Source organism: Streptomyces sp. NPDC058457 (assembly GCF_042720695.1).
Classification (GTDB): Bacteria; Actinomycetota; Actinomycetes; order Streptomycetales; family Streptomycetaceae; genus Streptomyces.
Genome location: NZ_JBHXLU010000071.1, coordinates 55,863 through 63,124, shown reverse-complemented (window position 1 = coordinate 63,124; position 7,262 = coordinate 55,863). Strand labels below are relative to the sequence as shown.

Annotated in this window: 7 protein-coding genes; 2 read left to right on the top strand and 5 right to left on the bottom strand. The window is 72.7% G+C overall.

Annotated elements, in window-relative coordinates:
- The first annotated feature begins 393 nt into the window (after positions 1-393).
- Both ACFWPS_RS39165 and ACFWPS_RS39160 read left to right on the top strand, forming a co-directional pair.
- Positions 394-1,008: a DUF4126 domain-containing protein gene (locus ACFWPS_RS39165; protein WP_383714649.1), complete on the top strand. Its 615-nt coding sequence runs from the start codon at positions 394-396 to the stop codon at positions 1,006-1,008.
- A gap of 47 nt (positions 1,009-1,055) precedes the next feature.
- Positions 1,056-2,600, top strand: coding sequence for a phytoene desaturase family protein (locus ACFWPS_RS39160; RefSeq protein ID WP_383714647.1), 1,545 nt, complete (start codon positions 1,056-1,058; stop codon positions 2,598-2,600).
- 21 nt (positions 2,601-2,621) lie between these two features.
- Here ACFWPS_RS39160 and ACFWPS_RS39155 read toward each other — a convergent pair whose 3' ends face one another.
- The 5 genes from ACFWPS_RS39155 to ACFWPS_RS39135 all read right to left on the bottom strand — a co-directional run bounded on the left by ACFWPS_RS39155 (position 2,622) and on the right by ACFWPS_RS39135 (position 7,153).
- Positions 2,622-3,629 carry a hypothetical protein gene (locus ACFWPS_RS39155; protein ID WP_383714645.1) on the bottom strand — a complete coding sequence of 336 codons (1,008 nt, stop codon included), beginning with the start codon at positions 3,627-3,629 and terminating at the stop codon, positions 2,622-2,624.
- A 56-nt stretch (positions 3,630-3,685) separates the two neighbouring features.
- Positions 3,686-4,609 carry a methylenetetrahydrofolate reductase [NAD(P)H] gene (gene metF / locus ACFWPS_RS39150; RefSeq protein WP_383714642.1) on the bottom strand — a complete coding sequence of 308 codons (924 nt, stop codon included), beginning with the start codon at positions 4,607-4,609 and terminating at the stop codon, positions 3,686-3,688.
- 115 nt (positions 4,610-4,724) lie between these two features.
- On the bottom strand, positions 4,725-5,372 hold the full coding sequence (gene thiE / locus ACFWPS_RS39145; protein WP_383714640.1) for a thiamine phosphate synthase: 648 nt from the start codon (positions 5,370-5,372) through the stop codon (positions 4,725-4,727).
- Positions 5,373-5,415: 43 nt separating this feature from the next.
- Positions 5,416-5,781 (bottom strand): Rv2175c family DNA-binding protein, encoded by a 366-nt coding sequence (locus ACFWPS_RS39140; protein WP_383714637.1) that lies wholly within the window; start codon positions 5,779-5,781, stop codon positions 5,416-5,418.
- Positions 5,782-5,914: 133 nt separating this feature from the next.
- Positions 5,915-7,153 carry an NAD(P)/FAD-dependent oxidoreductase gene (locus ACFWPS_RS39135; RefSeq protein ID WP_383714634.1) on the bottom strand — a complete coding sequence of 413 codons (1,239 nt, stop codon included), beginning with the start codon at positions 7,151-7,153 and terminating at the stop codon, positions 5,915-5,917.
- Positions 7,154-7,262: the final 109 nt, after the last annotated feature.

The window sequence follows — 7,262 nt, the reverse complement described above, 5'->3', positions numbered from 1 at the left end:
GGGGGCGGCCCCCGTCCCGGCGCCGGGGGGGGGTGGCTTCGGCCGCGGCCGGCCGGGGGGGGCCGGGCCCCGGGGGGGCGCCCGTCGGACCGGCGCCTTCCGTACTCCCCCGTGTTCCCCCGGTTTCCCGCTGTTCCCCCGGGTCCCCTCTCCCCCGTGTCTCGCTTCCGCCGACGCGAATCGGCGGAAGGAGCGGTCGAGGGCGCCGGCACCGTTCCGCCGCCCCGTGTCGGCGGTACCGGACCTCGCGCCCCTTTCCGTGTCTCCACTCTCTCGTTCACGCAGGTCGCGGCCCATCCGCGCGCGTACTCAACTCGCTCCCTAGGTACGCGTACTCAGGTGTGCGCACGCAGGCCCAGGACGGGCGGCCGCCGACTGGTTACGATCGCGTCCGTGTCGGTACTCCCCTTGGTCTTCACCAGCGGCTGGGCCAGCGGAATCAACGCCTATGCGGTGGTGCTGCTGCTCGGTCTCTTCGGCGCGACGGGCCTGAGCGACGACGTCCCCGAGACGCTGCAGCGCCCCGAGGTGCTGATCGTCGCGGGCGTGCTGTTCCTGTGCGAGGCGGTCGCCGACAAGATCCCGTACGTCGACTCGGCGTGGGACTCCGTGCACACGGTGATCCGGCCGGTGGCGGGCGCCTGGGTCGGGGCGCTGCTCGCCGGGCACAGCGGCTCGCTCTCGGACGTGGCGGCCGGGCTGGTCGGCGGTTCCACGGCCCTCGCCAGCCACACCGTGAAGGCCGGCACCCGGATGGCGATCAACACCTCGCCGGAGCCGTTCAGCAACATCGTGGTGAGCCTCGCGGAGGATCTCGGGGTCGCCGGCATCGTGACGTTCGCGATGTTCCATCCGCTGCCGGCGGCGATCATCGCGGGTGTACTGCTGGCCACCGGCCTGATCGTGCTGGTGTTCCTGATCTCCCGGATCCGGCGCTTCTGGCGCCGCCGCGCCCAGCGCCGGGAGGAACGGCGGCTCGCGGCGCAGGTGGGACGGCCGCCCGGCTGACGGCCCGCCGGGCCGGAGTGTCAGTGGCGGTCGATAAAGTCGCGGGCATGGGACGGATTGCGGTGATCGGCGCCGGGATGGGCGCCATGGCGGCGGCCGCCCGGCTGGCCGTCGCGGGCCACCGGGTGACGGTGTACGAGCGGACGGACACGTACGGCGGCGGGGTGGGCCGGTTCGAGCGTGACGGGTTCGCCTTCGACACCGGCCCCGGGCTGCTGCCGCTGCCCGCCGTCTACCGCGACCTGTTCGTCAAGACCGGCAGGGAGCCGCTGGAGGACTGTGTCGAGCTGGTCCAGGTGGACCCGTCGGCCCGGCACGTCTTCGCCGACGGCACGGCGGTCTCGCTGCCGAACGCGTCCCGCGCGGGCGTCGTCACCGCCCTCGACGAGGCCCTCGGGGCGGGCGCCGGGCAGCGCTGGGGCGACTTCCTGGTGCGGGCCCGGGAGGCCTGGGACCGCACCAGGCGCCCGCTCCTGGAGGAACCGCTGTGGCCGAACTGGCAGGTGCTGGCCGAGCGCGAGCCGTACCCGTCGGTGCCGCACAAGAAGCTGCTGCGCACCCGCCGGGCGGCCACGCTCGCCGAGATCGGCGCCTGGGAGCTGCGCGACGAGCGCCTCGCCGCCCTCCTGAACAGCCATGCGCTCGCCCACGGCCTCAACCCCCGTGACACTCCGGCGAGCGCGGCCGTCCTGCCGTATCTGGAGCATGCCTTCGGCACCTGGTATGTGCGCGGTGGCACAAGGGAGTTGGCGCGCGCGGTGTACGAGCGGTGCGTGCGCCGGAGAGTCGAGTTCGTGTTCGGCGCAGAGGTCACGGCGGTGCTGGCGAAGGACGGCCGCGCGGCGGGGGTGGAGCTCGCTGGGGGCACCTCCCAGGCTTTCGGCTCTGGGGGAGGCGGTGTGATCGACGTCGACCATGTGGTGGCCGGAGTGGATCCGGTGCGGCTCGACGCCCTCACCCGGCGGACGGGGTGCCCGCTGGACGCCGACGGTGATGTGCGGGCCGACCGGAAGGCGGCGCGGCCGGGCCGCTTCACCGTGCTGCTGGCGCTGCGTGGCGGGCGCGAGGCCGGTGCCGCACACCGCACGATCGTGCACGCCCCGGACGAGGAGACCGAGCTGGACCTGTTGGCCTCACCCGGCGGCGACCGGCCGGTGTGCCCCACCGTGACGGTGCTGCGCCCCGACGACCCGGCGCTCAGACCGGACGACGACCACGAGTCCGTGGTGCTGTCGGCGGTGTTGTCGGCCGAGGCCGGCTGGGAGCGGGAGAGCACCGTCGGGGCCTACACGGATTTCCTCCTCGAAGCCGCCGAGACCGCCGTTCCGGGGCTGCGGGAGCGCCTGATCTGGCACGAGACGCGACTGCCGGAACGGGACACGGCCACCACCGGGTCCGGGGGGATCTCCGCTCCGGCCCTCGCGGGCGGCGAGGGCCGCTTTCTGCACCCGGCCAACACCACCCGGTTGCCTGGCCTGTACCGGGTGGGCGGCCGGTCGCACCCCGGCGGTGGGCTTCCGCATGCGGGTATGTCGGGGGCGCTGGTGGCGGGGCTGATCGTGGAGGGGCCGGAGTTCCGCGGCTCGCAGTGAGCCGGGCTCTTCGGGGCCGCTTCAGAAACGGTACTGCTGCTCGTCGTACCCGTTGCCCTGCTGTTGGCCCTGCTGCTGCCCCTGCCCGTCGTCGCCCTGCCCCTGGTAGGGGTACGGCTGCTCCTGCGGGAGTTCGCCGCCGTAGGTCTCGTCGGCGCGCTGCTGCGGTACCCAGACACCGCCCGCCGGGGTCTCGCCGTAGCCGCCGGTGCCGTACTGGCCCTGGGCGTACCCCTGCTGGTCGTACTGCTGGGTGCCGTACGACGACTGGTCGTACCCGGTGCCGCCGTAGGTCTGGTTGTTGCCGATGTACGGGTCGGAGTAGTTGGCGTACTGCTGCTGGGCGCCCGTGTCGTAGCCGTACTGCTGCTGGCCGTAGCCGGAGTAGTCGTAGGCGTAGTTCTGGTCGGTGCCCTGGGCGGCGTACGCCTGGTCCTGGCCGGCGGTCGCGTAGGCGGCCTGCTGGTCGCCGGTGGCCGCGTAGCCGGCGTCTCGGTAGACGCCGTAGGAGCCGGTGTCCTCGGGCATCGGCTGCGGTTCGTACACCGTGCTGGACTCGGCCGCGCCGGGCTCCATGGTGCGGGCCGCCGGGGTGAAGACGTCGTCACGCTCGTAGTCGTCACCGCCGTAGGACGGCATGCTGCCCGTGGCGTAGGCGCCCTGCTGCTCGGCGTAGGCGGCGTCGGCCGCGTCGGGGTCGGTGGCCTCCAGGCCAGCGTCCTCGTCCGGCTCGCCGCGGCGGCGCTTGGTCAGGCCTTCGTCACCGTCCGTGCCGGGGCGCTTGACCGCCCAGCCGGCCTCGAAGCCGCGGCGGAACGACAGCGTGACGTAGGTCTGGCCGACCGCGAACGCGATCGCGCCCACACCGATCACGATGACCGAGGGGATCAGGACACCGAACACGACCCCGAGGAAGCCGACGAAGGCGAGCAGTCGCCAGCGCAGCCGCGCCTTGTACTGCAGCAGCACCTCGCCGAGCAACCACAGCGCGACGATGCCGAACGCTACGTAGAGGACCGTCCAGCCCATGTACGCCCCTCCTCCTGTGACCGCTACGCAGTGTGTCGTACTCCGGTGCGGCCGGTCTAGGCCCGCGGGGGATGGTGCAGGCCCAGGTTCTCGTAGATTTCCAGCGTCGCCGTGGAGTTGTTGAGCGTGATGAAGTGCAGTCCTGGCACTCCCTCGGCCAGCAGCCGGGCGCAGAACTCCGTGGCGTATTCGATGCCAATGGAGCGTACCGCCGCCGGATCGTCTTTCGCTGTGAGGATCCGCTCTTTCAGGGCGTCCGGGAAGGCGGCGTTGCTGAGTTTGGGCAGCCGTTCCAGCATCTTCACACTGGTGACGGGCAGAATTTCCGGGATGACCGGGGTCTCGCAGCCGGCCGCGGCGACCGAGTCACGAAGGCGAAGGTACGACTCGGGCTGGAAGAACATCTGCGTGATGGCGTAGTCGGCGCCCGCGCGGCACTTGTCGACGAAGTGCCGGACGTCGGCGTCCCAGTCGCCGGAGCGCGGGTGCATCTCCGGGAAGGCGGCGACACCCACGCAGAAGTCGCCCGACTCCTTGATGAGCCGGACGAGTTCGGCCGCGTAGGTCAGGCCTTCCGGGTGCGCCACCCAGTCGCCCATCGGGTCGCCGGGCGGGTCACCGCGCACCGCGAGCATGTTGCGGATCCCGGCGTCCGCGTACTGGCCGATGATGTTGCGCAGTTCGGCCAGCGAGTGGTCGACCGCGGTGAGGTGGGCGACCGGGGTGAGCGTGGTGTCGGCGACGATCTGCTGGGTCTCCTTGACCGTGCCCGCGCGGGTCGAACCGCCGGCGCCGTAGGTCACGGAGACGAAGTCGGGGGCGACCGCCTCGACCCGCCGGAGCGCGCTCCACAGGTTCCGCTCGCCCTTGGGGGTTTTCGGCGCCGAGAACTCGAACGAGTACGTGTTCTTGCCGGTGGCGAGCATGTCGCGCACGGTGCGTGCGCGGTCAGTCCTGGTCGATGCGGTTCCTAGGGCCATACCCGCAGGTTAGCCAGGGGCGGACGGCCACCCAACCGAACTCGGGATATTTGCCCGAATTGTCGAGCTCGCGTCCGGATACTGGACAAGTTTCCGGACAGCGACCCCCTGCGCGTCACCGCGACCGCAGGCGCTTCGCGAACTCGGCCGCCGCCGCGCCCGGGTCGTCGGCCGCGGTGAGCGCGCGGACCACGACCACCCGGCGGGCACCCGCGTCCAGTACCTGGTCGAGGTTGCCGAGGTCGATGCCGCCGATGGCGAACCAGGGGCGGTCGGTGCCCAGCGCGGCGGTGTACCGCACCAGGCCGAGGCCGGGGGCGGGGCGGCCGGGCTTGGTGGGGGTGGGCCAGCAGGGGCCGGTGCAGAAGTAGTCCACGCCGTCCTGCACGGCGGCCGCGGCGGCCTCGGACTCGGCGTGCGTGGACCGGCCGATCAGGACGTCCGGGCCGAGGACCGCGCGGGCGGCCGGGACCGGCAGGTCGCCCTGGCCGAGGTGGAGCACGTCGGCACCGGCGGCGTGGGCCACGTCCGCGCGGTCGTTGACCGCGAGCAGCTTGCCGTGCCGGGCGCAGGCGTCGGCGAACACGGCGAGGTGCTCCAGCTCCTCGGCGGCCTCCATGCCCTTGTCGCGCAGCTGCACGATGTCGACACCGCCCGCCAGGACCGCGTCCAGGAACCCGGCGAGGTCGCCCTGCTCCTTACGGGCGTCCGTGCACAGGTAGAGCCGGGCATCGGCCAGCTGGGCGCGGGCGGTGTCGGTCATCGGTGTCCCCCGTCGGTTCGGTACTGGTTGCCTCAGACGTGCCTCAGACGGCGAGCGCCTGGGCGCGGCGCTTCACCTCCGTGCCGCGATTCTCGCTGAGCGCCTGTGCGGGGGTGCCGGGCAGGGTCTCGTCGGGAGTGAAGAGCCACTCCAGCATCTCTTCGTCGGTGAAGCCGTCGTCCCGCAGAAGCGTCAGGGTGCCGGTCAGGCCCTTGACGACCTTGTCCCCGTCGATGAAGGCGGCGGGAACGTGCAGTGCCTTGTTCTCACCACGGCGGACGGCGATGAGCTGGCCCTCCTTGACCAGCTGCCGCACGCGCGTCACCTCGACGTCCATCATCTCTGCGATGTCGGGGAGGGTGAGCCAGGCGGGGACGAGAGCATCGATGTTTGCGTCAATCTCGGTCACGGGGTCAAGGGTAGGCGTTCTGCCGGGTGGGCCGCGATGGGTGGGGGCGGGATGTGTCGTCGTTCGGGTGCGGCGCCGTAGGGGCTGGTCGCGCCCACGCGGCGCAGCCGCATATCGGTACAGCCCCGCGCCCCTAAAGGGGCGCCGCAGTCGCGTTTTTCAAGGGGCGGGCGGGGTCGGACAGGGCCTCCGGGTCCATTTCACGGCCGGCCTCGATCAGGCGGCGGCCTTGCGCCAGGTCCCGGGGGCGGCCTACCGCCAGCAGAGCGACCAGGCGGCTCTCGCGGAGCCAGCAGACGCTCCAGGACGGGCCGGAAGGGTCGCCGCGCCACACCAGGCGGTCGGCGCCGGCGTGGTGGCCGGCGTACTGGACGAAGCGGCCGAACTGCTCCGACCAGAAGTACGGGACCGGGTCGTAGACCGCGTCGGACTCGCCGAGGATGTTGGCGGCGACCGTGCGCGGGCCCTGGAGGGCGTTGTCCCAGTGGTGGACCAGCAGGCGCTCGCCGTAACGGCCGGACGGGAAGGAGGCGCAGTCGCCGACCGCGTAGACGTCCGGGACGCCGGTGCGCAGACGGTCGTCGGCCAGCACGTCGCCGTGGGTGCCCAGCTCGATGCCGGAGCCGGCCAGCCAGGCGGTGGCGGGGCGGGCCCCGATACCGACCACGACGGCGCCCGCGGGCAGCCGCGAGCCGTCGTCGAGCACCACCGCGCCGGGCTCGACGCCGGCCACGCGCGCGTGGGTGCGCAGTTCGGTGCCGCTGTCCGCGTACCAGGCGGTCATGGGCGCGGCGACCTCGGCCGGGAGCGCTCCCGCGAGCGGGCGGTCGGCGGCCTCCACGACCGTCACCGCGCAGCCGGCCTCGCGGGCCGCGGTGGCGAACTCGGCGCCGATCCAGCCCGCGCCGACGACCACGATGTCGTGCTGCCGGGCGAGCACGGGCCGCAGCCGCTCAGCGTCGTCCAGGGTGCGCAGCAGATGGACGCCGGGCACCCCCTCGGTGCCGGGCAGCGTGATCGGCTCGGCGCCGGTGGCGAGGACCAGGACGTCGTACGGCACCGGTCCGGCCTCGGTGTCCAGCTCGTGGTCGGCGGTGCGCACGCCCAGCGCGTCGCGGCCGAGTGCCAGCTCGATGCCGAGCGCCTCGAAGTCGACCTCGAAGGCGGAGCCCTCGGCCTTGCCGAGCAGCACGGCCTTGGAGAGCGGCGGCCGGTCGTACGGCTGGTGCGGCTCGGCGCCGATCAGCGTGACGGTGCCGGTGAACCCCCGCTCGCGCAGGGCGACGGCGGTCTGCACCCCGGCCATGCCCGCGCCCACGACGACCACGCGCCGCGTCTGTGACGTGCTCCGTCCCTGCGTCTGCTCGCTCACCTGATCACCATAGACAAGTCACCATGGAGAAGAACGATAGACAACTGACAAAGAGTCAGTCAGGGGCGCGGCGAGTGACCTGTTCCACAGCGCGGTCCGAGGCCGTCTT

Excerpts from the sequence above, each read along its gene's own strand:
- ACFWPS_RS39160 (WP_383714647.1), top strand. The coding sequence starts at position 1,056 with ATGGGACGGATTGCGGTGATCGGCGCCGGGATGGGCGCCATGGCGGCG.
- ACFWPS_RS39155 (WP_383714645.1), bottom strand. The coding sequence starts at position 3,629 with ATGGGCTGGACGGTCCTCTACGTAGCGTTCGGCATCGTCGCGCTGTGG.
- metF (WP_383714642.1), bottom strand. The coding sequence starts at position 4,609 with ATGGCCCTAGGAACCGCATCGACCAGGACTGACCGCGCACGCACCGTG.
- thiE (WP_383714640.1), bottom strand. The coding sequence starts at position 5,372 with ATGACCGACACCGCCCGCGCCCAGCTGGCCGATGCCCGGCTCTACCTG.